Source organism: Muricoccus radiodurans, from assembly GCF_050154705.1.
In the GTDB taxonomy this organism is placed as follows: Bacteria; Pseudomonadota; Alphaproteobacteria; order Acetobacterales; family Acetobacteraceae; genus Roseomonas; species Roseomonas radiodurans.
In genome coordinates this window covers 5,819,769-5,841,566 of sequence record NZ_CP189561.1, presented here as the reverse complement: position 1 = coordinate 5,841,566, position 21,798 = coordinate 5,819,769, and the positions used below count along the sequence as shown (strand labels likewise).

The following is a 21,798-nucleotide window of genomic DNA, read 5'->3' as shown; positions in this document are numbered from 1 at the left end:
GGGTTTTGAGAGGGGCGGGGATCGGGCGCGGGATCAGGGTTTCCGGCCGGGAAGGACGGCGTTCAGGACCTGACGGGCGGTGTCCTTCACCACGCTGCCGAGGTCGGGGTCGCCCTTGGCGAGGGAGGTGGCGAAGTTCTTCGCCTGCTCCAGCGTCGTGTGGGGCGGCAGAGGCGGGACGTTGGGGTCGGTGCGAACCTCCAGCACCACGGGGCGGTCGGAGGAAAGGGCCTGGTCCCAGGCTTCTCCGAGCTTCTCCGGGTCGTCCACGACGATGCCGCGCAGGCCGGCGAGCTCGGCGAAGCGGTGGTAAGGGAAGTCGGGGAGGTTCTGCGTCTCCTCGAACTTCGGCATGCCCTCCATCACGCGCTGTTCCCAGGTGACCTCGTTCAGATCCTGGTTGTTCAGCACCATGCAGATCCAGGTGGGGTTGCTCCAGGCGCGCCAGTATTTCGCGACAGTGATGAGCTCCGCCATGTTGTTCATCTGCATGGCGCCGTCGCCGACGAGGGCGATCACCGGGCGGTCAGGGTGCGCCATCTTCGCGGCGATGGCGTAGGGCACGGCGGCGCCCATGCTGGCAAGGCTGCCGGAGAGGGACGTCATCATGCCCCGGCGCATCATCAGGTTGCGGGCGTACCAGTTCACGACGGAGCCGCTGTCCGAGGTGACGATGGCGCGGTCCGGCAAGCGCGGCGAGAGTTCGTGGATGACGCGCTGCGGGTTCACCGGGTCCGCGGGCGTCATGGCGCGGTCATGGAGAAGCTTCCGCCAGTCCTCGTTCCAGCCGGCGATCGTCTCGCGCCAGGACGTGTCGGATTTCTGCTCCAGGAGGGGCAGGAGGGCGCGGAGGGTTTCCGCCGTGTCACCGGTGAGCGGGACCTCCATGGGGTAGCGAAGGGAGAGCATGGCGGGGCGGAGGTCGATCTGGACGCCGCGCGCCTTGCCTTCCTCCGGCAGGAACTCGGACCAGGGGAAGGAGGAGCCGATCATCAGGAGCGTGTCGCACTCCTGCATGAGGTCCCAGCTCGGGCGCGTGCCGAGCAGGCCGATGCAGCCGGTGACCCAGGGCAGGTCGTCGGGCAGCACGGCCTTGCCGAGCAGGGCCTTGGCGGCGCCGGCGTTCAGGCGAGAGGCGACGGCGATCACCTCCTCCTCCGCGCCGAGGGCGCCGGCGCCGACGAGGATGGCGACGCGTTTCCCGGCGTTCAGGACGTCGGCGGCACGGCGGAGGTCCTCGTCGCGCGGGAGGACGCGCGGGGGCGTCCAGCCGATGCCGGAGTGGATGGTCCCGTGGGCGTGGGGCGGGTCCTCGTAGGGCTGTTCCGGCAGGTCATTGGGGATGACGAGGGCGGTGACGCGGCGCTCGCCCATGGCGGTGCGCATGGCGCGGTCGACGAGGTGGCGCATCTGCGCGGGCGCCATGGCCTGCTGCACGAAGGCGCCGGCCACGTCCTTGAACGCGGAGACGAGGTCCATCTCCTGCTGGTAGTGGCCGCCGACGGCGGTGCGGGCGGACTGACCGGCGATGGCAAGCACCGGGACGTGGTCGCCGGCGGCGTCGTACATGCCGGTGATGAGGTGGGTGGCGCCGGGCCCCGAGGTCGCGAGGCAGACGCCGACCTCGCCCGTGAACTTCGAGTGGGCGCTGGCCATGAAGGCGGCCATCTCCTCGTGCCGCGCCTGGACGAATTCGATCTTGTCCGTGCCGAAGCGCTGGAGGCCGGCGAGGAGGCCGTTGATGCCGTCCCCGGGGTAGCCGAAGACCCGCCGCACGCCCCAGGCGTGCAGCCGTTCCCAGAAGAAGTCGCCGACGGTCTTGGCCATTGAGGGAGGTCCTGCGCTGGCCGGCGGAGCGGCCGGCGCCGGTCGGACAACGCCTGAGGGGGCGGGGCGGCCCCCTGCCCTCTCGGTTCCGGCGTTGAACTGCGCGCGAGGGGGCCGGTCCCACGATCCGATGGGGCGAACGATGCGGGCGGGGATCAGGCGCCGCGACGGAGGAAGCGGCGGAGCACGGCGCGGGTCAGGCGCTGGTTGTTGCGGCGCCAAGGGTCCTCGGTGTGGAAGACGGGCTCGGCGGGGTCCCAGCCGCTACAGGTGAGGTCGGACTGGCGGGCGAAGAAGGAGATGAAGTCGTCCCGGTCCGTCCAGGTGGCGATGTGCGGGCCGGGGTCATAACCGTCCTGGATCTCGGCGAGGATCACGCCGCGGCCCCGATGGATCAGGCCGTGGCCGCAGTAGTCGCGATGCTGCTCGACGATCAGGCCCTCCCCCTGGGGGCGCTGCATCAGCGCGTCCCAGACCTCGGCGGCCAGATGCGGGCCGAAGGGGGTGCGGTCCAGGGCGTCCCGGAGCGCGTGCGCGATCCGCTCGCGCCCCGCCTCCACCGCGGGGGATGAGGGATCCGGTGATGCCGGCCCGGTCCGGCGCAGCCACCAGATCGATGCGAAGAGCCCTACGATGACCGCGAGGGTCAGGAGCGGGACGACGGTGCTCGCGGGGAGGGTGGCGAAGAGCCCGACGACCGCCGCCAGCACGAGGACAACGAGGAGCCGGGTCATCGGGCCGGCCAGAAGGCCCGGCGCGGCCTGCCCGGGAACGCGGCGCGAGCCTGGGCGTTGACGGGCCGGCGGCATGGGGGGACGCTCCGCGGCATCCCGGAGAGCCTCCCATGCGCCGCTTCCTGCCCCTCGCCCTCGCCCTGCCCCTCGCCCTGGCGGCCCCGCGGGCGGAGGCGGTGCCCTTCACCTGGGCCTACGGCGCGGATGTTCTGACGCTGGACCCGCACGCCTCCAACAACACCTTCACGAATGCCTTCCTGGGCAATGTCTACGAGACGATGGCCCGGCACAACGAGCGGCTGGAGCTGGAGCCGGCGCTGGCGGAGCGGTGGGAGACGATCGCGCCGAACGTCTGGCGGTTCCATCTGCGGCGCGGCGTGAAGTTCCATGGCGGGGAGGACTTCACGGCCGATGACGTGGTCTTTTCCTGGGCACGCATCTCCTCGCCGGGGGCGCTGGCGAAGGGGAATCTCTCGCAAGTCGTGGATGTGCGGGCGGTGGATGACTACACCGTGGACATCGAGACGCGGGGCCCCTTCCCCATCCTGCTGAACGCGCTGACGCAGTTCTACATCATGGATCGCGGCTGGTCGGAGCGTCAGAACGCGGCGCTCTCCTCCAACCTGACGTCGCGGGAGGAGAATGCGGCGGGGCGGATGGCGAACGGGACGGGCCCGTTCCGCGTCGTCAGCCGGCAGGTGGACGGGCCGACGGTCATGGAGGCCTTCCCGGGCTGGTGGGACCGGCCGCGGCACAACCTGACGACGGTGACCTTCCAGCCGATCCGCGCGGCGTCCACGCGGACGGCGGCGCTGATCTCCGGCGCGGTGGACGCGCTGGTGGAGTTGCCGATCCAGGACATCCCGCGGATCGAGGGGAACTCGGCCTTGCAGGTCGTGCAGGGGCCGGAGCTGCGGACGATCTACCTCGGCTTCGATCACAACCGGGATGAGCTGCAGTATTCGGACGTGCGGGGGCGGAACCCGTTCCGGGACCTGCGCGTGCGGCGGGCGGTGTACCAGGCGATCGACGTCGAGACGCTGCGGCGGACGATCATGCGGGGGAATTCCTGGGTCGCGGGGTCCATGGCGTCGCCCTTCCTGAGCGGGTCGCCGGAGCCGGGGGACGAGGCGCAGCGGCGGACCTTCCCCTATGATCCGGACGCGGCGAAACGGCTGCTGGCGGAGGCGGGGTATCCCGAGGGCTTCGGGGTGTCGCTGTCCTGCCCGAACGACCGCTACGTGTATGACGAGCGGCTCTGCCTCGCGATCATCGGGATGCTCGGGCGCGTCGGCATCCGCGTGACGCCGCAGGTGGAGACGACCAATGTGTGGTCCCGGCGGATCAACGGGCTCGATACCTCCTTCTTCATGCTGGGGCATGCGGGGCTGCCGTTGGCGGACGCGTATTCCACCCTCCAGGAGGTGCTGATGACGCGCTCCGAGCGGACGGGCGGGCTGAACGTGGGGCGCTGGAGCAACGCGGAGTTCGACGCGCTGGTGCAGCGCATCGCCGAGGAGGGTGACGAGCCCCGGCGGCGGGCGCTGATCCGGGAGGCGCTGCTGATCGAGAAGCGCGAGGTCGGGCACGTGCCGCTGCACCAGCAGCCCGTGATCTGGGCGGCGCGGCGGGGGATCGCGCTGGCGCCGTCTCCGGACAACAGGATGCGGCTGTGGCTGGTGCGGATGCCCTGAGGCATCCCGTCCGCACGACGTGTCGCGTGCGGGTCTGGCTTTTATCATCGGCGGCGGCGTGGTTGCGCGCCGTGGCCCCACGGGACCCGGCCGGCAGAGGTCGGGTCCCGCGACCATCACCGGAGGAAACGCTTGGCCGATCTGATCATCGAGGGCGGGGTCGTCATCACCATGGACCCGGCCCGGCGCGTCATTCCCGATGGGGCCGTGGCGGTTGCGGCCGGGCGGATCGTCGCCGTGGGACCGCGGCACCAGGTGAGCGCGGCGCACCGGGACACGGCGGCGCGGGTGGATGCGCGGGGCAAGGCGATCCTGCCCGGGCTGATCGACGGCCACGCCCATGCCGGGCACGGGCTGGTGAAGACTCTGGGAAATGGCGACAGCGAGGCGTGGATGGAGGCGTGCCGGGTGATCTACACCCTCGCCTCCCCGCCGAGCTTCTGGCGGGCCGAGGCGGCGCTGGCGGCGGCGGAGCGGCTGCGCTTCGGGGTGACGACGGGCGTGTCACTGCTCGGCGGCGGCGATTCCGTGATGCGGTCGGACGATCCGGCCTTTGCGGACGCGCATTGCGAGGCGGTGCGCGAGGTCGGCGTGCGGAGCATCGTCGCGCTGGGGCCGACGCGGCCGCCGCATCCCCGGCCCTATGTCGGCGTGGACGGGGTGGAGCGGCCGATCCCGTTCGAGCGGCAGCTCGATACCTTGCAGGCGGTGATCCGGCGCTGGCACGGGAAGGACGGCATCCGCATCGCGGGGCTCACGCCCGTGCACCGGATGGAGCACGGCGGCGATCCCAGCCTGGCGCGGGAGGTGGAGCGGCAGGCACGGGCGACGATCGCGCTGGTGCGACAGCACGGCTGCCTGTTCCACCAGGATGGGCATCGGAAGGGGTCGATCGAGACCGCGCGCCTCTTCGGACTGGTGGGCGAGGACGTGTTCTTCTCCCACTGCACGGACCTGACGGAGGGCGACATCCGTGTGCTGGAGGAGACGGGGACGCGTGTCGTGCACAACCCGTCCGCCATCGCGTCGGTGCGGGGGGTCTGTTCGGCGGTGGAGTTGCTGGAGCGCGGCGTCCGGGTGTTCCTGGGGTCCGACGCGACGGCGCCGGACCGGTCGGCCGACATGTTCCGGCACATGTTCCAGTTCATCCGGTACCACCAGCGTCGCTTCAAGGACGAGACGCTGCTGCCGCCGGGGAAGGCACTGGAGATGTGCACGATCGAGGCCGCGGAGGCACTGGGTCTCGCGGCGGAGATCGGGTCGCTGGAGCCGGGGAAGCGGGCGGACGTGATCACCGTGGACCTGTCCGCGCCGCACATGGCGCCGGCGAACATGCCGGTGTCGCGGGTGGTGTACTTCGCCAACGGGCATGACGTGCGGGACGTGGTGGTGGAGGGGCGCGTGCTGATGCGGGACGGCGCTTCCTCCCACATCTCGGTGCCGGAGATCGTGGCGGAGGCCGAGCGGGAGACGGCGAAGATGTTGAAGGCGACGGGCATGGAAGGGCTTGTCGCCGAGGACCCGGGCTGGGGGCTGGTGCGGCGCTGAGCGGCCTGCCGGGAGGAGAGATCATGGCGCGGAGACGCCACCTGATGCTCGGCGCGGCGGCGCTGCCCTTCGCGGCGCGGGCGCAGGGCACCTGGCCGAGCCGGCCGGTGCGGATCCTGGTGCCGGATGCGCCGGGCAGCGGCAATGACATCACGGCGCGGGTGCTGGCGGCGGGATTCGAGCGGCTGCTGGGACAGCCCTTCCCGGTGGAGAACCGGGCGGGCGCGGGCGGGCGGATCGGGGTGGAGGCGGCGTTCCGGTCGGCGCCGGACGGGTCCACCTTGCTGCTGGGCAATGCGGGGTCGAACGGGATCAACGCGGCGCTCTACCGCGACCTGCCCTATGACCTGACGCGGGACTTCGTGCCGGTGTCGCTGCTGGTGTCGGGGCCGAACGCGCTCTGCGTGAACGCGCGGATCTTCGACGTGCAGGACGTGGCGGGGCTGATCCGCGTGATCCGGGAGAGGCCGGCGGGGTTCTACAACTACGCCACCGCGGGCGCGGGATCGTCCGCGCATTTCTCCATGGAGCTGTTCAAGGCGATGACGGGGCTGGACCTCGTCCACGTGCCGTTCCGTGGGTCCGCGGGGATGGCGCAGGCGGTGGTGCAGGGCGATGCGCCGGTGCTGATCGCGAACCTCGTGAACGTCATGCCCTTCGTGCAGCGGGGAGAGATGCGGATGCTGGCCGTCAGCGCGCTGGAGCGGTGGCCGGAGTTGCCGGACGTGCCCACGCTGAACGAAAGCGGGCTGCCGGGCTACGAGACGCTCGCCTGGAACGCGATCTTCGGGCCGCCGGGGCTGCCGGAGGCGATCGTGCAGCGCGTGCGGGAGGTGGCGCTGCGGATCGGGGCGGAGGCGGAGACGCAGGAGCGCATCCGGGCGCTCGGCGGGCGCTTCGTGGGGTCCACGCCGGAGGAGCTGTCTGCGCGGGTGCGGGCGGACGTGGCGAAGTGGCGGGACGTCGCGGCCCGCGCGAACATCCGGGTGGATTAGGACAGATCGCCGGAGGGCGGCCCCACCCGGAGGCGTGAATCTGCCCTTTGGACAAGAAGCTGGAGCGCTTGAAGTGAACGCAAGTGAACGGAAGGCGCTCCAGATGCGGATCGCGTCGGTGTCCTTCCACGGGGTGGCGGTGACGCCGCGCACGAACTGGTCCTTCCTGCGCGTGCAGGACGAGGAGGGGCGCGTCGGCTGGGGAGAGTGCACCCTCGCCGGGCAGGAGCCGCTGATGGAGCGAGAGGTCCGGCGGCTGGCCACGGCGGTGTCGGGGCAGGACAGCCGGGCGCGGAACCGGCTCGCGCGGCTGATCCCGCACGCGCCGGGCGGGCTGATGGCGCATACGGTCGTGTCCGCCTTCGAGCAGGCTCTGTTCGACCTGGCGGGGCAGCGGGCGGGGGAGCCGATCCACGCGCTGCATGGCGGCGCGCTTCGGGAGGCGGTGCCGCTCTACGCCAACATCAATCGCGGGGCGGAGCGAACGCCGGCGGGATTCGCGGCCGCGGCGCGGCGGGCGCTGGACCAGGGGCTCGAGGCGGTGAAGCTCGCGCCCTTCGATCCGCTGGTTTGGGAGGAGGCAGGGGAGAGGGCGCATCGCGCCGCCTATGCCGAGGGCATCGCGCGGGTGGAGGCGGTGCGGGAGGCGATCGGGCCGGACCGCGCGCTGATGGTGGACGCGCATTGGCGCTTCTCGCCCGGCGGGGCGGCGGAGCTGATCCGGGACCTGGACGGGGTGCGGCTGCACTGGCTGGAATGTCCGGTGAGCGAAGCGAACCATGCGGAGATCCGTCGGCTGCGCGGGCTGGCGAATACGCGGGGCGTGCGGTTGGCGGGGGCGGAGACGCTGGCAGGGCTGGGCGCATACCGACCGCTCGCGGAGGCCGGGCTCTATGACGTGTGGATGCCGGACATCAAGCACGCGGGCGGGCACGCGGAGATCCTGCGGATCGGGGCGCTCGCGCTGGCCTGCGGGGTGGAGATGGCGCCGCACAACCCGACCGGGCCGGTGGCGCACGCGCACTCCCTGCATCTCTGCGCGGCCATCCCGAACCTGTGGCGGCTGGAGGTGCAGTTCGGGGAGGCGGAGGCCTTCTTCACCCTCGCGCCGGGGCATTCCCTGCGCTTCGAGGCGGGTCACGGGACGCTGCCGGCCTCGCCGGGTCTCGGCGTGATGCTGGACGAGCGCGCGGCGGCGGCCTCGCCATGGCGGCCGCATGATCGGCCGTGGCTCGATCCGCGGCTGGGGTAGCCGGCGCTACGCGGCGGGACGCGCGTCGTAGGCGCGCTGGGCGTGCTGAACGGCGTCGATGTGGGTCTCGGCCCAGAGGCGCAGGGCGTCCACCGTCTCGGCGAGGGTGCGGCCGAGCGGGGTGATCGCGTACTCAACGGTGACAGGCACGGTCGCGAAGGCGGTGCGGGTGACGAGGCCGTCGCGCTCCAGGCTGCGGAGCGTCTGGGCGAGGACCTTCTGTGAGAGTCCCTCGATCGTGCGGCGGAGTTGGTTGAAGCGCAGGGGCTGCTCCGCAAGCAGGCCGAGGAGGAGGACGGTCCACTTGTCAGCGACGCGGTCGAGCACGCGGCGGGTCGGGCAGTCAGCCGCGTAGGCGTTCGGGGTCGGCATGGTGGTTTCCTGGCGGTGACCTGATGAGCTTCTGGTGCCTTCTTTACACAAACCATCGACATGGGCACCTGGTTTCCATCCGAAACCGATCGTTGAATGGAGATGGGGATGAAGGTTGCGCTGATCGGGGCGAGCGGGCAGGCCGGGTCGCGGCTGCTGGCGGAGTTGTCGCGGCGGGGACATGCGGTGACGGCGATCGCGCGCGCCCCCTCGCGGATCGCGACCCTGCCGGGGGTAACGGCGCGGGCGGGCGACGTGGCGGACCAGGGGGCGCTGGTCGGGCTGCTGGCGGGGCATGATGCGGTGATCAGCGCGGTGCACTTCTCCGGCAGCGACCCGCGCGCGCTCGTCGAGGCGGTGCGGGCGGCGGGCGTGCCGCGCTACCTCGTGGTCGGGGGCGCGGGAAGCCTGGAGATCGCGCCGGGGGTGCGGCTGGTGGACACGCCGGAGTTCCCGGCCGCCTACAAGGCGGAGGCGCTGGCGGGTGCGGCCTTCCTTGACGTGCTGCGGGGGGAGCGGGAGATCGACTGGACCTTCCTCTCGCCCTCCGCGCATTTCTTCCCGGGCGAGCGGACGGGCCGGTTCCGGCTGGGCGGGGATTCACTGCTGACGCAGGAGGGCGGAAGCAGCATCTCCTTCGAGGACTTCGCGGTGGCGATGGTCGATGAGTTGGAGCGGCCTGAACATTCGCGGAAACGCTTCACCGTTGGCTACTGAGCGGCCGGCGGGGGGCTGCTCCGCGCGGCGGGCGATTTGCGACGGCGGCGATCCGGTCTAACCGGGGAGGATGCCTCTCTGGTTGGCCTCGACCCTCTGCGCCGCGCTGTTCCAGTGCTGGCGCACCGCGCTCCAGCAAAGGCTGCGGGGAACGCTCTCGCTGAATGCGGCGGCGGTGGTGCGGTATCTCTACGGGGTGCCGCCGGGGCTGGCGCTGCTGCTGGGATGGTGGTGGATCGGGGGCGGGGCGATGCCCTCCCCGTCCCTCTGGGTGATCGGGCTCTGCGCGCTGGGCGGGCTGATCCAGATCTTCGGGACGGTGCTGCTGATCGCCTCCTTCGCGCCACGGGGCTTCGCGGTCGGAACGGCCTATTCCAAGACCGAGGCGATGCAGGGCGCGATCTTCGCCGTGCTGATCCTGGGGGAGCATCTGCCGGGGCAGGCTTGGTTCGGGATCGGGCTGGGGGTGTGCGCCGTGCTGTACCTGTCGCTGGCGGGACGCGGGGGCAGCGTGGGCGAGTTGCTGCGGGCGACGACGCAGCCGGCGGCGCTGTGCGGGCTGAGCGCGGGGGCCTGCTTCGGGCTGACGGGGATCTGCATCCGGGCGGCCAACCAGTCGCTCGCCTCGCCGGACGTGGTGCTGGGGGCGCTGCTGACGCTGGTGATGACGAACGCCATGCAGACGGTCATGCAGGGGGGGTGGCTGCTGGCACGGGAGCCGCAATCGGCCGTCGCCGTCGTGAAGGGGTGGCGCAATGCGGCGCCGGTGGGGCTGCTCTCGGCGTTCGGGTCGGCCTGCTGGTTCACCGGCTTCGCGCTGGCACCGGTGGCGCTGGTGCGGTCGGTCGGGCAGGTGGAGATCCTGTTCACCCTCGCCTTCTCCCGCTGGTACCTCGGCGAGACGCTGAAGACGCGGGACGTGATCGGGGCCGTGGGGATCGTGGCGAGCGTGGTGATCGTGGTGCTCTCGTGATGCCGTTCCGCGCGGCGACGGCGTTCTGGGATCGCGCGTTGCACGGCATTGACAGGCCGGTGCGCCGCCCCTGACCTTCGCCGTGAGCGAGAGGCAGGGGACAGCGTGACAGGATCGACCTTGGAGGCGGAGCCGGCCGTCGTGCTGCTGCGCGGCCTGATCGCGGCACAGCGGGAGGGCGAGGCGGCGATCCAGGCGCGCGTCGCCGAGGGGTTCCGGGCTGCGGGCTGCGCTGTGGAGCGGCTGCGCTACCGCCCCGCCGAGGTGCCGCTGCGCGAGGAGTTCGCGAGCGAATCCGCCATCGCGGGCGAGGAGCGCGAGGCCGTGATTGCGACCCTGCGCGGCACGGGCGGCGGTCGAAGCCTCATTCTCTTCGCGCATCCGGACGGGGAGGATTTCCAGGAAGGGCACGGCTGGCGGCACGATCCCTTCGGCGGGACGATCGAGGCGGGGCGGCTCTATGGCTGGGGCGTGTCGGACGATCTGGCCGGCGTCGCGATCATGGTGGAGGCGGTGCGGCGCGCGGCCGAGGGCGGGCCGATGCGGGGCGACGTGATCCTGGCCAGCACGCCGAGCAAGCGGCACGCGCGCGGGGTGCATGCGGCGATGCACCACGGCTACCGCGCGGATGCGGCGGTGTACCTGCATCCCGCGGAGTCCGGCGTCGGGATGCGGGAGGTGAAGGCGCTGGCGAGCGGTCAGCTCATCTTCCGCGTGACGGTGGCCGGGCGGCTGCCGGACACGCAGGAGCCGGGGCACGCGGCCTTCGCGCACACGGCGGTGAACCCGATCGAGCGGATGGGACCGGTGCTGGCGGCGCTGCGGGAGCTGGATGCGCGGCGCGGCGCGCGCGTGCGGCACCCGGCGCTGGAGGCGGCGATCGGGCGGTCCACCAACCTGCTCGTCTCCCGCATCGAGGGCGGGGGGAAGGCCGGGCGGGTGCCGGTGGAGTGCTCGATCCTCGTCGCCCTGTCCTTTCCGCCGGGCGAGAGCCTGGCGGCGGTGCAGGCGGAGGTAGAGGCGGCGGTCGGCGAGGCCGGGCGGGGCGATGACTGGCTGCGCGCGCATCCCCCGCGGCTGGACTGGGTGTCCGGCGTAACGGGGGCGGAGGTGTCGGAGGATCATCCGCTCTGGGTGGAGACGGCGCGGGCGGTGCAGGAGGTCACGGGGGCGCCGCCGCACGTGAACCCGCTGCACACCTCCTCCGACATCCGGAACCCGATGGTGCAGCATGGGATCCCCTGCGTGGGGCTCGGGCCTCTCTGCGGAGACCTGACGCACAATGCCGGGCGGGACGAATGGGTGGATGTCGCGGACTACGTCCGTGCGGTCGAGGTGGGCGCGCGACTGATCCGGGGATGGTGCGGCTGAGGCCGGTGGCGCCGCTCTTGCTTGGGTGGGCGGGGGCGGCCCCCGATCGCGGCCGCCGGAACAGGAGAGACCACGGATGATCGCTCGCCGCCGACTTCTCGCCGCGCTGCCGGCGGCGCTGGCCACGCCTCGGATCGTCCGGGCCCAGGGCTGGCCGGACCGGCCGATCCGGCTCGTCGTGCCCTATCCGCCGGGGGGCGCGAGCGACATCTCCGGGCGGTTGCAGGCCCAGGTTCTGAGCGACGGGCTGGGTGTGCCCGTGGTGGTGGACAACCGAGGCGGGGCGGGCGGCACGATCGGAACCGCCTTCGTCGCGAACAGCGCGCCGGACGGGTACACGGTGATGATGGCCAGTCCGTCCTCGCATCTCGGGGCGCCGCTGCTGTTCAAGACGCCGGGCTACGAGGGCACGGACGACTTCTCGGCGATCGCGACCTTCTCCACCGGCACGGCGCTGGTCTGCGTCAATCCGCGGCTGCCGATCACCAGCATCCAGGAGCTGATCGCCTATGCGAAGGCGCGGCCGGGGGCGCTGAACTTCGGCTCCGCCGGGGCGGGCGGGGCGAACCACATGCTGGGCGTGCTGTTCATGGCGCGCACCGGGGTGGAGCTGACGCATGTGCCCTATCGCGGCGCGGCGCCGGCGCTGGCGGACCTGATCGCGGGGAACATCCAGCTCGTGTTCGACAGCTTCGCGGGAATCATCCCGGCGGTGCGCGCGGGGCAGGTGCGGGCCTTGGCGGTGACAAACCCCACGCGCTGGCCGCTGGCGCCGGAGATCCCCACGGTGCAGGAGCAGGGCGTGCCGGATTACGACCTGCCGAGCTTCTCCGCGGTGATGGGGCCACGCGGCATCCCGGAGCCGATCGTGGCGCGGATGAACGCCGTCATCAACGAGGGGCTGCGGAACCCGGGATTGGTGGATCGGCTGGCGGCGAACGGGAACATCCCCTACCCCAGCACGCCGGCGGAGTTCGGGGCGGTGATGCGGGCGCAGCGCGCGGTCTGGCAGGAGCTGGTGCGAACGACGGGGCTGCAGCCGGAGTAGGCGGCCCTCGAAGGCCCGCCGTTCAGGGCCGGGGCGACGCGCGTTCGCAGCCCGGCCTTGCGGTTCTCCTCGTGGCATCCAGCGGCGAAGCGGGCGCGCGCGGCGGAAATGCGGCCTCCTCGTTGTGCGGCGGCCAGGCTGAGGCTTGGCCGGCCTGGCTGCGCGTTCGCTCGCCGCGCGCGGAACTCACTCCTGCATCCCTCGTTGTCGCTCCGCCTCGCGCGGCCCGCGTGCGGGACGGGAAAAGGGAGAGATCCGCCATGATGCCGCTGCAGTTCCTGCTTCTCTGGCTGACCGGCCTCGTCTCGCTCGCGATCCTCGGCGGCGGGATCTGGGTGGCCTGGGCCTGGTATGTCGGGGAGCTGATCGCGACGGCCTGGATCATCCTCGCGGTGCTGATGCTCCTCTACTCCGTCGCGGGGCGGTACCTCGTGCTGCTGATGCGGCCCGGGGCGCCGGACGAGCCGCGGTCGGAGCGCGGCGGGCGGCAGATGCGGGTGAAGGGCGCTGATGGCAGCGACCTGCAGGTGGAGGTCCATGGGGCGGAGGGACTCCCGACCCTGGTGATGACCCATGGCTGGGGCATGGGCGCGACGGCCTGGTACTACGAGAAGAAGCACCTGTCCGGGCGCTTCCGGCTGGTGGTCTGGGACTTGCCGGGCCTCGGCCTCTCCACCCAGCCCGGGGATGGGCAGTACAGCCTGGAGCGGATGGCGGAGGACCTGCGGGCGGTGATCCTGCAGGCCGCGGGGTCCGGGCCGGTGGTGCTGGTGGGTCACAGCATCGGCGGCATGACCACCCTCACCTTCTGCCGGATGTTCCCGCAGATGCTCGGACGGGAGGTGGCGGGACTCGCGCTGGTGAACACGACCTACACGATGCCGCTGAACACGATCACGGCGGGCGGGCTGCTGCGCGCGATCCGCTGGCCGATCCTGGAGCCGCTGCTGCGGCTGACGATCCTGCTCTCGCCGGTGGTGTGGCTGATGAACCTCCAGAGCTATCTCAGCGGGTCGGCGCACCGGACGACGTCCTGGACCTCCTTCAGCGGGCAGGAGAGCCGCGGCCAGCTCGACTTCGCCGCGTATTTCGACGTGAAGTCCTCTCCCTCCGTCCTGGCCAAGGGCGTGATCGCGATGCTGCGCTGGGACGAGACGGCGACGCTGCCGCGGATCACCGTGCCGACGCTCGTCATCACGAGCGATGCGGACAAGATCACCTTGCCGGAGGCGAGCGAGGTGATGGCGCGGACCATCCCGGACGCGGAGATCGTCCGGGTCGCGCCGGCGGGGCATCCGGGATTCCTGGAGCGGAGCGAGCGCTACGACGAGGCGATCGCGGGCTTCGCGGCGCGGTGCCTTGGCGCGGTGCCGCCGGGGGTCCGGATCGTGCGCCGGCCGCAGGGAGCCACGCCCGCGGGGCGGGGGTGACCGGGGGCGTTCCGGCGAGATCGCCCTGACGCCGCTACGTCTGGCGTGCCGGCACCGGGCTTGCGAGAAGGGCCGGGCATGGATCACGCGCCGCCCTTCCTCGCGAGCCTCGTCATCGCGCTCGTGCTGGCCTTCGCCTTCGGGGCGGCGGCGCGTTGGCTGCGGCTGCCGCCGCTGATCGGCTACCTGCTGGCAGGCTTCGCGGCGGGGCCGCATTCCCCGGGGATGGCGATCGATTCCGCCTTCACCGCCACGCTGGCGGAGGTGGGGGTAGGGCTGCTGCTCTTCGGCGTGGGGCTGCACTTCCGGGCGCGGGACCTGCTGGCCGTTTGGCGCGTCGCGGTACCGGGGGCGGTGGCGCAGGTGGCGCTGGGCACGCTGCTCGGCGCGGGGCTCGCGATGACGCTGCTCGGGCTCGGCTTCGGGGCGGCGCTGGTGTTCGGGCTGGCGCTCGCCATCGCCTCGACCGCGGTGGCGACGCGGGCGCTCGAGGAGCGGGGGCGGCTCTCGGGCGAGGCGGGGCGGCTGGCCCTGGGCTGGCTGGTCGTACAGGACCTGATCGTCGTGCTCGGGCTGGTGCTGCTGCCGGCCGCGAGTGGCGGGCCCGGCGGCTCCTCTGGGGGGCTGGGGCTCGCGGTGCTGGTGGCCGTCGGGAAGCTGGCGGCCTTCGCGGTGCTGATGCTGGTGGTGGGGCGGCGGGTGCTGCCCTGGGCGCTGGCGCGGGTGGCGCGGTCCGGCTCGCGGGAGCTGTTCACCCTGGCGGTGGTGGCGGTGGCGCTGGGCGTGGCCTTCGGGGCGGCGGTGACCTTCGGCGTGTCCTTCGCGCTCGGCGCCTTCTTCGCGGGCGTGGTGCTGGGGGAGAGCGACCTGGGCCATCAGGCGGCGGCGGAGACGCTGCCGCTACAGCGGGTCTTCGCGGCGATCTTCTTCGTCTCGGTGGGAATGCTGCTGGACCCGGCGAGCGTGATCCGTTCGCCGGTGCTGGACGTGCTGGCGCTGGCGGCGGTGCTGCTGGGAACGGGCGCTGCGACCTTCGCGCTGCTCCTGACGCTGCGCGTGCGGGCGGAGGTGGCGGCCATCGTCGCGGGCGCGCTGGCGCAGATCGGCGAGTTCTCCTTCGTCTTGACGGAGCTGGCGATCGGGCAGCGGCTGCTGCCGGACGAGGTGCGTGGGCCGATCCTGTTGGCGAGCTTCGGCGCGATCCTGATCACCCCCCTCACCTTCCGCGCTTTCGCCTGGGTGGCGGGGCGGATGCCCGGGCGGAAGGTCGCGGGGGCGCATCCGGATGCCGCACGCTTCGTCGCGTCGCTGCCCGTGCTGCGCGGGCACGCGATCCTGGTGGGGCACGGGCGGGTCGGCACGCTCGTCGCGGCGGCGCTGCGGCGGCACAACCTGCCGGTGCTGGTGATCGAGAACGACCGCCGCGTAGCGGAGGCGCTGCGGGAGCGGCGCGTGCCCGTGCTGTGGGGCGACGCCGCCCTGCCGGAGGTGCTGGAGGCGGCGGCGCCGTCCCGCGCGCGGCTGCTGGTGGTGGCGCTGCCCGGCGCCTGGGAGGCGCGGCGCGTGGTGGAGTTGGCCCGGCACGCGAACCCCGACATCGAGGTGGCGGTCCGCGCGCATCATGACGCGGAGATGGAGTGGCTGCGCGATGAAGCGTCCGCGGGGCTGGTGGTGATGGGCGAGCGGGAGGTGGCGCTGGGCATCGCGGATTTCGCCATGCAGCGCATGGGCGTGGCGGCGACGACGGCGCAGGCGACGGTCGACGTGCTGCGGGAGCGGCGGATCGTGGACGCGGCGCTGGACGGGGTGGCGGCGTGAATTCTCCTCCGGGTTCGGTGCAATTCTCGCCGCGCGATGGTGCGGCGGCGCGGACGTGGCTGGTGCTGCTGCACGGGGCGGCCTGCGGGCCCTGGGTCTGGGCGGAAGGGTTCGGGCAGCGTCTGGCGGATCGCGGCCATGGCGGGATCGCCCTGCCGCTGTCGCGGCCGGGCGAGGAGGCCTCGCTGTCCGACACGGTCGCCTCCGTGCGGCGGATGCTGGACGGGCCGGTCGTCTTCGTCGGTCACTCGCTCGGCGCGCTGGTCGCGCAGCGGCTGCTGGCGCATCCCGGCGTTCGCGGCGCGGCCCTGCTGGCGCCGGTGCCGCCGGAAGGACTGTGGTGGTCGAACTCGCGGCTGGCGCTGTCCGACCCCTCCCTCTGGGCCGAGGTGGCCGGCATGGTGGAGCCGTCCGCGCCGCCGACCGAGCGGCTGGTGGAGGGGCTGTTCGGGCCGCACATGGATCGCGCCGCGGCCTGGCGTCACGTCGCGCGGCTGGGCGCGGAATCCCGTTCCGCCATCCTGGAAGCGCAGATGCCGCAACCCGTGACGCCGGGCTGGGTCCTGGGGCGGCGGGTGATGGTGCTGGGGGCCGAGGGCGACCGGTTGATCCCGGAGGATGCGGTGCGGCGCTGCGCGGCCTGGCACGGGACGGGCGCGGCCTTCGCGCGGGGCATGGGGCACCTGCTGATGCTCGATGCCGGGTGGGAGGCGGTGGCGGACCGGGTGGCGGACTGGCTGGACGGGCTGGGGGCGTAGCGCCCCGCCCGCGCATCACGCCGGGATCAGTCGCTGGAGCTGGACGAGGAGGAGGAGCCGCTGCTGTCGCTGCTGCTCGACGACGAGGAGTCGCTGCTCCAGGAGGAGCCAGAATCGGAGGCGTTCGAGGCAGAGGAGCTGGAACCGCTGTCGCCGCCGGAGAAGGAGAACCAGTTCCGGCGCTCCTCCTGCGGAGCATCTGGCGCGGAGCGATCGTCGTTGGTGGAGGAGGACCAGCCATCGTCATGGTCGCTTCCACCGGAGGAGTCGTCGTCGTCCCGCTCGCGCCGGCGGCCGCGGTCGCCGCGGGCCTTGGCGGCGGCCCAGGCTTCCCGGCGGCCCGGGCCCCAGTACCAGCGCGGCCGGTCGCGCTGCATGTCCTCCGGCGTGAAGTCGTACTCCATGCCCGTGACTCCTCAGGGACCGGCCAGCGCGGCGCGCAGGCGGGCGGCGTTCTCCTCGTCCATGCCCACGTCGCGGCGCGGGTCGAAGAAGCGGCGGTCTGGGGTGCAGACGAAATAGGCCATGGCCTCGTTCGCCATGAGCGTCTCGTTGGCGGTGTCGTAGCCCTCCCGCACCATGAAGGCGCGGAACGCGGCGCGCTCGCTCTCGGTGAAGACGGTGCGCCAGACATGCATGACGAAGGCGGCGTAGGGCGGGTCGGTGAAGAAGCGGCCGTGTCCGGCCTCGTGCTCCAGCACGGCGCGGCGGGCGCGGGCGTCGAAGCGGTCCTCCAGGCCCGGAAGGGTGATGAGGGCGAGCGGGCCGGGGCCGCCGGCCGCGCGGATCTCCGGCAGACGGGCCTCCAGCCAGCGCTCCCCGTCGTTCAGTACGACGTCCCCCGAAAGCGCCAGCGCGTAGAAGCGCAGGATGTCGTCCAGCGTGTAGTTGTGGCCGTAGTAGTAGGTGTCGGGGGTTTCGCCATCGGCCTCGATGACGGCGGCCAGCTCCGCGTCGTTCAGCACGCGGTCGCGGGGGGCGCGCGCCTTCTCGATGAGGGCGGCCATGCGGTTCATCGTCCGCGCCTGGGTCGAGAGGTCGGGGAAGCCGAGGAGGAAGACCGCCGGGCGGTCGGCCATGCGGATAAGGGTCGGCTCGGCCGGGTTCCAGGCGAGGATGGCGTCCCGGTCCATCAGCGGGAAGGCGGGGATGGCGGGTGCCGGCGGTGCGGGCGGCATCCCCGGCGCGCCTGCGGGCGGCTCCGTCGCGATGATGGGCGGCGGGGGTGGCGGGGCCCGCACCGGGGCGGGCTCGGGCCGGGGCCAGAACCACCAGGCGCCGGCGGCGATGAGGACGAGGACGAGAAGGAGACCCGCGCCCGCGGCGAGCGGCGCGGCTTCGGCGGGGCGCGCCGGGGCGGGTTCCGCCGCCGGCGATCCCCAGGTGAGGGGGCGGACATCCTCCCGCGGGAGGCGGACCGTGTCGTCCGGTTCGTTGGACACGGCTCCCCCCTCCCGCCGGACGGTGCGTCAGCTGCCGATGTTCAGGACCTGGACGCGGCGGTTCCGCGCCTCGGGCCGGTTGTCGCCGGTCTGGATCAGGAGCTGGCTCTCGCCGAGGCCGACCGCCTCCAGCCGCTCCGCGGCGACGCCGTAGCGGAGCATGAGGAAGTTGCGGACCGTCTCCGCGCGGCGCTGGGACAGCTCGCGGTTCATCTCGTCGTCGCCGACGGTGTCCGTGTGGCCCTCGATCCGGAAGCGGTAGGGGGCGAGGGCGGCGGAGGAGAGCGCCTGGCCGAGCGGCGCGAGGGCGCGCTCGGCGACCGGGGTGAGCACCGAGGAGCCGGTCGGAAACTGGATGGTGATGGAGACCGCCGGGACGTCCGACGGGGCGGTCGTGGTCGGCGCCGCGTTCACGGGCGGCCGCGGGGTCGCCGGCCGGGGCTGGACAGGCGGGCGCGCCGCGACGGGGTTGGGCTGCGCGCCGGAGGAGCTGGAGGACTGGGCCGGCGCGCCGGAATAGGGCTGGGCGGGGGCCGCAGGGGCGGCGGGCGCGGCCGCCGGGGGCTCGGCGCCGGGCATGCGGATGCCGCGGGTGCCGCTGCCCGGGCGCAGGCGCTCGATCATGTCCAGCGCGGAGCCGGACTGGGCGGCGGCGGGGGCGACGGCGCCGCCGAGCATGGCGGCCCCGAGGAGCAGGAGTGCGAGGGGTTGGCGGGTCATGGCGGCGTGCCTCCAGGGCTTGGCCGCGCGCCGGTCCGGCGTGGCGGCGAGAGGGGTGAGGTGGGGGTCAGGCTACACCGAAGCGTTGCCAGACGGGATAACGCTCCGTCACGATGCGTGTCGCGACGGTCACGGCATCGGGCGGAAAAGCATCCGGCGCCGTGAGGCGGGCGACCGCGTCGGCCGCATCGCTGGCGCCCTGCACGGCCGGATGGGCGGCGAGCCGCATCTCCAGCGCGCTGGCAGGAAGGCCGGCGCCGACGAGGGGCGCGGCGAAGGCGTGGCCGCTCCCCTCCCCGCCCGTGCGCGCGAGGGCCGACGCCGCGGCGCGGTTGAAGCGCCGGGCGCGGGCCACGGCGGCGGCATCGGCCGCGAAGCGCCAGAGCGGGAGGACGGCGCCGGCGGCGTCGAGCATCACGAGCAGCTCCTCCGGCGTGGGGGCGTGGCCGGGGGTGACGCGGCGGAGGTCACCGAGGCGGTGCGGGCCGCGTCGCAGGGCGGCGAGGACGTTGCGCGCGACCTCCGGTGCCAGGCGGGCCATGCCGCGGGGCGTGGGAAGCGGCGGCAGCGTCTCCATGTCGTCGGTCGCGAGGGCGAGGACGAGGCGGTCGAGCGCGGTGCGGCGGTCGATGCGGCGCAGGCCGCGCATGTAGATGTCGCGGCGGAAGGGGATCTCGACACAGAGGTCCTTGATGAGCTCGCGCGGAGCTCCCTCGGGCATGCGGTCCCAGACCGCGCGCTGGGCCGGTTCCAGCAGCATGTCCGGAAGGTTCTCGATGAGGGTGGCGCTACCGAGGTGGTCCAGGCGGGCAGGAGCGAGGGCCTCGGCGAGGTCGGCCTGAAAGACGGGGCGCCAGTGGTCCGTCATGAACTCGTTCGCCAGGAGCGGGGCGTTCTCCTCGTCTCCCGCCTCCTGGAGGATGCGCAGGCTCGTCGTGCCGGCGAGGTGCTTGGCGCCGGCGGCGTGGAGATCGTTGACGAGGGGAATGGCGCCGAGCACGCGCTGCGCGCTCGATCCGGCGGGCTGCAGGGAAGCGCCGAGTCGCAGAAGGCGTTGCAGGGCCGCATCCTGCCCGAAGCCCGGTAGTGAGTTGTAGGAGATGTAGACCACCCCGCCCGGCTTCAGCCGGCGCGAGAGAAGACGCACGATGCCCGCCCGCACCGGATCGGCCACCCAGGTCCAGACCCCGTGCAGCATCGCGACGTCGAGCATCGGCAGGCTGTCCATGTCGGAATCCGACATGGCAGCGAGGTCGGCCTCGACGAAGCCGAGATTGTCGAGCCCGGCCTCCTCGGCGAAGTCCATCGCCTCCGCGATCTGGCCGGGGTTGTAGTCCAGGCCGATGCAGTTCCAACCGGGGTTGGACGCCGCCAGCGCCGCGATGACGTAGCCCCGGCCGCACCCGATGTCGGCCACCGTCATCCGCTCCCGCGGCTGCCAGTCCACCCCGTTGATCGCCGCCGCCAGCGCGAGATGGGCCGGCACCTGTGTCGGCTGGTAGTTGCCGGCGTAGGCGGCGTCCACGGCGTAGCCGCGGCTCCATGCGGTCATGGGGCGGCGTTCCCGCGGTCAGCGCCGCGCGGAGGCGCGGCGATCAGACCACACCGAAGCGCTGCCAGACGGGAAGGCGGTCGGTGAGGGTCTTCATCGCGGTGGCGATCGCCTTCTCGTCGGCCTCCGGCGGCAGCAGCGGGCGCAGGCGCGCCTCCGCCTCCGTGGGGTCGGTCACGCCCTGCAGCTCCGGCCGGGTGGCGAGGTAGAGTTCGAGCGAGGTGACCGGGAGGGCCGCGCCCATGAAGGGGCTGGCGAGGCCGTACTGGCCCTCCGACGTGCCCTGGCCGGCGTAGTGGGCGGCGGCGCGCTCGTTGAAGCGGCGGGCGCGGGCGACCGCGTTCGCGTCCACGCGGGTGCGCCAGATCGGCTCCACCGTGCCCGCGCCGTTCAGCATGACCAGCAACTCCTCCGGCGTCGTGCTGCGGCCAGGGGTGAGGCGGCGAAGGTCGCCGATGCGCTGCGGGCCCTGGCGGAGCGCGGCGAGGACGTCGTTCGCGACCTCCGGCGCGAGGTTGGCCATCCCGCGGCTGGTGGGCAGGCCGGGGAGTTTCTCCGTCTCGTGCGTGGCGAGGGCGACGATGATCTTGTCGAGCGCGGCGCGGCGATCGATCTTCCGCATGCCGCGCATGTAGATGTCGCGGCGGAAGGGGCGCTCGATGCAGAGGTCCTTGACGAGTTCCTGCGGCGAGCCCTCCGGCATGCGGTCCCAGATGGCGCGCTGCGCCGGCTCCAGGAACATGTCGGGGATGTTCTCCACGAGCGTGGAGCTGCCGATGTAGTCGAGGCGCGCGGGGGCGAGGGCCTCGGCGAGGTCGGCCTGGAACACCGGGCGCCAGTGCTCCGTCATGAACTCGTGCGCGAGATAGGGCGGGTTGGGCGGCGGGCCTTCCTGCACCAGGCGCTTCAGCATGTAGGTGTTGGCGAGCATCTTCGGGTTGGTCGCCTGGAGCTCCTTCACCAGCGGAAGAGCGTGGAGCACGCGCTCCACGCTGTCCCCGCGCGGGGCGAGCGAGGCGCCGAGTCGCAGAAGGCGTTGCAGGGCCGCATCCTGCCCGAAGCCCGGTAGTGAGTTGTAGGAGATGTAGACCACCCCGCCCGGCTTCAGCCGGCGCGAGAGAAGACGCACGATGCCCGCCCGCACCGGATCGGCCACCCAGGTCCAGACCCCGTGCAGCATCGCGACGTCGAGCATCGGCAGGCTGTCCATGTCGGAATCCGACATGGCAGCGAGGTCGGCCTCGACGAAGCCGAGATTGTCGAGCCCGGCCTCCTCGGCGAAGTCCATCGCCTCCGCGATCTGGCCGGGGTTGTAGTCCAGGCCGATGCAGTTCCAACCGGGGTTGGACGCCGCCAGCGCCGCGATGACGTAGCCCCGGCCGCACCCGATGTCGGCCACCGTCATCCGCTCCCGCGGCTGCCAGTCCACCCCGTTGATCGCCGCCGCCAGCGCCATGTGCGAGGGCACCTGCGTGGGGTGATACGACACGGTGTAGGGCGCATCCGCGACGTATCCGCGGCTCCACGAGGTCATGGTCTCTCTCTTC

At 72.7% G+C, this 21,798-nt stretch carries 19 protein-coding genes; 11 read left to right on the top strand and 8 right to left on the bottom strand.

All coding sequences use genetic code 11. The annotated features are described in order from the left end of the window. Nucleotides 1-33: 33 nt before the first annotated feature. Nucleotides 34-1,827, bottom strand: a complete 1,794-nt coding sequence (locus ACP6CK_RS27135) for a thiamine pyrophosphate-requiring protein (protein WP_426956453.1) — start codon at nucleotides 1,825-1,827, stop codon at nucleotides 34-36. Nucleotides 1,828-1,982: 155 nt separating this feature from the next. Next, nucleotides 1,983-2,561: a hypothetical protein gene (locus tag ACP6CK_RS27130; protein ID WP_426956452.1), complete on the bottom strand. Its 579-nt coding sequence runs from the start codon at nucleotides 2,559-2,561 to the stop codon at nucleotides 1,983-1,985. Between the two features lie 110 nt (nucleotides 2,562-2,671). On the opposite strand from ACP6CK_RS27130, the gene ACP6CK_RS27125 reads away from it, so the two are divergent. From ACP6CK_RS27125 to ACP6CK_RS27110, 4 genes are all read left to right on the top strand, one after another. Further along, a complete protein-coding gene (locus ACP6CK_RS27125; protein WP_426956451.1) occupies nucleotides 2,672-4,255 on the top strand; it encodes an ABC transporter substrate-binding protein in 1,584 nt (527 codons plus the stop codon). A gap of 132 nt (nucleotides 4,256-4,387) precedes the next feature. After that, nucleotides 4,388-5,803 (top strand): amidohydrolase family protein, encoded by a 1,416-nt coding sequence (locus ACP6CK_RS27120; protein ID WP_426956450.1) that lies wholly within the window; start codon nucleotides 4,388-4,390, stop codon nucleotides 5,801-5,803. A gap of 23 nt (nucleotides 5,804-5,826) precedes the next feature. Beyond that, nucleotides 5,827-6,798 (top strand): Bug family tripartite tricarboxylate transporter substrate binding protein, encoded by a 972-nt coding sequence (locus ACP6CK_RS27115; protein WP_426956449.1) that lies wholly within the window; start codon nucleotides 5,827-5,829, stop codon nucleotides 6,796-6,798. Nucleotides 6,799-6,901: 103 nt separating this feature from the next. Continuing rightward, nucleotides 6,902-8,050, top strand: a complete 1,149-nt coding sequence (locus ACP6CK_RS27110; protein ID WP_426956448.1) for a mandelate racemase/muconate lactonizing enzyme family protein — start codon at nucleotides 6,902-6,904, stop codon at nucleotides 8,048-8,050. Between the two features lie 6 nt (nucleotides 8,051-8,056). Here the strand turns inward: ACP6CK_RS27110 and ACP6CK_RS27105 are convergent, their stop codons facing one another. Continuing rightward, nucleotides 8,057-8,422 (bottom strand): winged helix-turn-helix transcriptional regulator, encoded by a 366-nt coding sequence (locus ACP6CK_RS27105; protein ID WP_426956447.1) that lies wholly within the window; start codon nucleotides 8,420-8,422, stop codon nucleotides 8,057-8,059. 108 nt (nucleotides 8,423-8,530) lie between these two features. On the opposite strand from ACP6CK_RS27105, the gene ACP6CK_RS27100 reads away from it, so the two are divergent. The 7 genes from ACP6CK_RS27100 (at nucleotide 8,531) to ACP6CK_RS27070 (ending at nucleotide 16,537) form a co-directional block, all read left to right on the top strand. Beyond that, nucleotides 8,531-9,139, top strand: coding sequence for an NAD(P)-dependent oxidoreductase (locus tag ACP6CK_RS27100; RefSeq protein WP_426956446.1), 609 nt, complete (start codon nucleotides 8,531-8,533; stop codon nucleotides 9,137-9,139). Nucleotides 9,140-9,221: 82 nt separating this feature from the next. After that, nucleotides 9,222-10,112 carry an EamA family transporter gene (locus ACP6CK_RS27095; RefSeq protein ID WP_426956445.1) on the top strand — a complete coding sequence of 297 codons (891 nt, stop codon included), beginning with the start codon at nucleotides 9,222-9,224 and terminating at the stop codon, nucleotides 10,110-10,112. 105 nt (nucleotides 10,113-10,217) lie between these two features. Next, a complete protein-coding gene (locus ACP6CK_RS27090; RefSeq protein ID WP_426956444.1) occupies nucleotides 10,218-11,483 on the top strand; it encodes a M20 family metallopeptidase in 1,266 nt (421 codons plus the stop codon). Nucleotides 11,484-11,559: 76 nt separating this feature from the next. After that, nucleotides 11,560-12,531: a Bug family tripartite tricarboxylate transporter substrate binding protein gene (locus ACP6CK_RS27085; RefSeq protein WP_426956443.1), complete on the top strand. Its 972-nt coding sequence runs from the start codon at nucleotides 11,560-11,562 to the stop codon at nucleotides 12,529-12,531. A gap of 260 nt (nucleotides 12,532-12,791) precedes the next feature. Then, nucleotides 12,792-13,961 (top strand): alpha/beta fold hydrolase, encoded by a 1,170-nt coding sequence (locus tag ACP6CK_RS27080; RefSeq protein ID WP_426956442.1) that lies wholly within the window; start codon nucleotides 12,792-12,794, stop codon nucleotides 13,959-13,961. 78 nt (nucleotides 13,962-14,039) lie between these two features. Continuing rightward, nucleotides 14,040-15,779 carry a cation:proton antiporter gene (locus ACP6CK_RS27075; RefSeq protein WP_426956441.1) on the top strand — a complete coding sequence of 580 codons (1,740 nt, stop codon included), beginning with the start codon at nucleotides 14,040-14,042 and terminating at the stop codon, nucleotides 15,777-15,779. After that, nucleotides 15,776-16,537: an alpha/beta hydrolase gene (locus tag ACP6CK_RS27070; protein ID WP_426956440.1), complete on the top strand. Its 762-nt coding sequence runs from the start codon at nucleotides 15,776-15,778 to the stop codon at nucleotides 16,535-16,537. Before ACP6CK_RS27075 ends, ACP6CK_RS27070 begins: the two co-directional genes overlap by 4 nt. A gap of 26 nt (nucleotides 16,538-16,563) precedes the next feature. On the opposite strand, the gene ACP6CK_RS27065 is transcribed toward ACP6CK_RS27070, so the two are convergent. The 5 genes from ACP6CK_RS27065 to ACP6CK_RS27045 all read right to left on the bottom strand — a co-directional run bounded on the left by ACP6CK_RS27065 (nucleotide 16,564) and on the right by ACP6CK_RS27045 (nucleotide 21,785). After that, nucleotides 16,564-16,941 carry a hypothetical protein gene (locus ACP6CK_RS27065; protein ID WP_426956439.1) on the bottom strand — a complete coding sequence of 126 codons (378 nt, stop codon included), beginning with the start codon at nucleotides 16,939-16,941 and terminating at the stop codon, nucleotides 16,564-16,566. 12 nt (nucleotides 16,942-16,953) lie between these two features. After that, on the bottom strand, nucleotides 16,954-17,979 hold the full coding sequence (locus tag ACP6CK_RS27060; RefSeq protein WP_426956438.1) for a hypothetical protein: 1,026 nt from the start codon (nucleotides 17,977-17,979) through the stop codon (nucleotides 16,954-16,956). Nucleotides 17,980-18,006: 27 nt separating this feature from the next. Then, entirely contained in the window at nucleotides 18,007-18,699 is a 693-nt protein-coding gene (locus ACP6CK_RS27055) for an OmpA family protein (protein WP_426956437.1), read from the bottom strand. 67 nt (nucleotides 18,700-18,766) lie between these two features. Then, the gene (locus tag ACP6CK_RS27050; protein ID WP_426956436.1) at nucleotides 18,767-20,251 is read right to left on the bottom strand and encodes a class I SAM-dependent methyltransferase; all 1,485 of its coding nucleotides are present in this window, start codon (nucleotides 20,249-20,251) and stop codon (nucleotides 18,767-18,769) included. A 43-nt stretch (nucleotides 20,252-20,294) separates the two neighbouring features. After that, on the bottom strand, nucleotides 20,295-21,785 hold the full coding sequence (locus tag ACP6CK_RS27045) for a class I SAM-dependent methyltransferase (RefSeq protein WP_426956435.1): 1,491 nt from the start codon (nucleotides 21,783-21,785) through the stop codon (nucleotides 20,295-20,297). Nucleotides 21,786-21,798 lie beyond the last annotated feature (13 nt).

Bases quoted from the DNA above. Each gene is read 5' to 3' on its own strand.
- ACP6CK_RS27135 (WP_426956453.1), bottom strand. From the start codon at position 1,827: ATGGCCAAGACCGTCGGCGACTTCTTCTGGGAACGGCTGCACGCCTGG.
- ACP6CK_RS27130 (WP_426956452.1), bottom strand. From the start codon at position 2,561: ATGACCCGGCTCCTCGTTGTCCTCGTGCTGGCGGCGGTCGTCGGGCTC.
- ACP6CK_RS27125 (WP_426956451.1), top strand. From the start codon at position 2,672: ATGCGCCGCTTCCTGCCCCTCGCCCTCGCCCTGCCCCTCGCCCTGGCG.
- ACP6CK_RS27115 (WP_426956449.1), top strand. From the start codon at position 5,827: ATGGCGCGGAGACGCCACCTGATGCTCGGCGCGGCGGCGCTGCCCTTC.
- ACP6CK_RS27110 (WP_426956448.1), top strand. From the start codon at position 6,902: ATGCGGATCGCGTCGGTGTCCTTCCACGGGGTGGCGGTGACGCCGCGC.
- ACP6CK_RS27105 (WP_426956447.1), bottom strand. From the start codon at position 8,422: ATGCCGACCCCGAACGCCTACGCGGCTGACTGCCCGACCCGCCGCGTG.
- ACP6CK_RS27100 (WP_426956446.1), top strand. From the start codon at position 8,531: ATGAAGGTTGCGCTGATCGGGGCGAGCGGGCAGGCCGGGTCGCGGCTG.
- ACP6CK_RS27085 (WP_426956443.1), top strand. From the start codon at position 11,560: ATGATCGCTCGCCGCCGACTTCTCGCCGCGCTGCCGGCGGCGCTGGCC.
- ACP6CK_RS27080 (WP_426956442.1), top strand. From the start codon at position 12,792: ATGATGCCGCTGCAGTTCCTGCTTCTCTGGCTGACCGGCCTCGTCTCG.
- ACP6CK_RS27075 (WP_426956441.1), top strand. From the start codon at position 14,040: ATGGATCACGCGCCGCCCTTCCTCGCGAGCCTCGTCATCGCGCTCGTG.
- ACP6CK_RS27065 (WP_426956439.1), bottom strand. From the start codon at position 16,941: ATGGAGTACGACTTCACGCCGGAGGACATGCAGCGCGACCGGCCGCGC.
- ACP6CK_RS27055 (WP_426956437.1), bottom strand. From the start codon at position 18,699: ATGACCCGCCAACCCCTCGCACTCCTGCTCCTCGGGGCCGCCATGCTC.
- ACP6CK_RS27050 (WP_426956436.1), bottom strand. From the start codon at position 20,251: ATGACCGCATGGAGCCGCGGCTACGCCGTGGACGCCGCCTACGCCGGC.
- ACP6CK_RS27045 (WP_426956435.1), bottom strand. From the start codon at position 21,785: ATGACCTCGTGGAGCCGCGGATACGTCGCGGATGCGCCCTACACCGTG.